The sequence below is a fragment of the Candidatus Erwinia dacicola genome, from assembly GCF_001756855.1.
Classification (GTDB): domain Bacteria; phylum Pseudomonadota; class Gammaproteobacteria; order Enterobacterales; family Enterobacteriaceae; genus Erwinia; species Erwinia dacicola.
The window spans coordinates 1-1282 of the sequence record NZ_MAYS01000524.1; the positions used below are offsets into that span (position 1 = coordinate 1).

Annotated in this window: 3 protein-coding genes; 2 read left to right on the top strand and 1 reads right to left on the bottom strand. The window is 53.7% G+C overall.

From position 1 onward, the window contains the following. Positions 1–138 precede the first annotated feature (138 nt). A complete protein-coding gene (soxS, locus tag BBW68_RS13350; RefSeq protein WP_070135732.1) occupies positions 139–531 on the bottom strand; it encodes a superoxide response transcriptional regulator SoxS in 393 nt (130 codons plus the stop codon). A 92-nt stretch (positions 532–623) separates the two neighbouring features. Here soxS and soxR point away from each other — a divergent pair, with 92 nt between their 5' ends. Both soxR and BBW68_RS13360 read left to right on the top strand, forming a co-directional pair. Beyond that, positions 624–1085 carry a redox-sensitive transcriptional activator SoxR gene (gene soxR / locus BBW68_RS13355; RefSeq protein ID WP_070135733.1) on the top strand — a complete coding sequence of 154 codons (462 nt, stop codon included), beginning with the start codon at positions 624–626 and terminating at the stop codon, positions 1083–1085. Positions 1086–1133: 48 nt separating this feature from the next. Then, the coding region (locus BBW68_RS13360) for a thioredoxin domain-containing protein (RefSeq protein WP_476727292.1) at positions 1134–1282 on the top strand (149 nt) is incomplete at its 3' end.

Below are 1282 nucleotides of genomic sequence, written 5' to 3' on the forward strand. Positions count from 1 at the left end.
ATCTTTGCAACAGTGCCCGAAAATCTATGCGGTCCAAAACGTGCATGGAACTCCTTTCATGCTCTGGCAAGAGCTTAACCGAATGCTATTGGCAGGCGCAGGGGTTGCCACCGTCGATCGCAGTGGCATCGCGCTGATTCAGTTGCGCAGCCTGCTGGTTGAGTAGTCGCAGCAGTCGAAGTTCCAACTGCTGTGCTGCAAAGACTGGCGCAGCATAGCGTGGCGATAGGCGGTCGGCGTCTGTGAAAACTGGCGGCGGAACACGCGTGAGAAGGTCTGCTGCGAGTCATAGCCATACTGCATAGCGATATCAAACACCGGGCGCTTAGTTTGACGCAGGGCTTCTGCCGCCAGCGTCAGGCGGCGTTCGCGAATATAGTTTCCCAGCGTCTGCTTGGTAACGGTGCGGAACATACGCTGCAGGTGCCATTTCGAATATCCCGATTTTGCCGCCACTTCATCTATCGACAACGTCTTATCTAGATTGTTATCAATCCAGTAGGTCAGGGTGTTGATGATGTCGTCATGCATACCTTTTTCTCCCAAGTCTTTTGTGTTAAATGGTCGCGGTCTCAATGGTTGCTGAGTATAATTCCTCAAGTTAACTTGAGGTAAAGAGCTAAATGAAAAAAAATCTCAACAATTCTAACAAGCGAGAACTGACCTCTGGCGACGTGGCTCAGCGCTGCGGCGTGGCGGTCTCCACGCTACACTTCTATGAAAGAAAAGGATTAATCAGCAGCTATCGCAATTCCGGCAATCAGCGGCGCTACACGCGTGACGTCCTGCGCCGCGTGGCGGTGATCAAGATTGCCCAGCGCATCGGCATTCCGCTAGCGACCATCAGCGACAGTCTGATGCAGTACCCGCCGGGCAAACGCATGTCGCCAAAAGAGTGGGCGGTATTGTCACAGCAGTGGCGTGAAGAGCTGGATCGCCGCATTGAAACGCTGATCCATCTCAGAGACGATCTCGACGGCTGCATTGGCTGTGGCTGCCTGTCGATGGAGGACTGCCCGCTGCGCAATCCGGGCGACAGGCTGAGCGTGCAGGGTACCGGCGCGATCCTGCTGGATGTAAAATAGCCATAAAATCATATACTTAGAGTTTATTTACCGCTTGAAGGAGTGGCTATGATCACCGTGCATCATCTGAATAATTCGCGCTCGCAGCGCGTGCTGTGGCTGCTGGAAGAGCTGGAAGTGCCCTATCAGATCAAACGTTACCAGCGCGAAGCCAGCATGCTGGCCCCCGCCAAGGTGAAAAAAGGGCACTGTTGCAA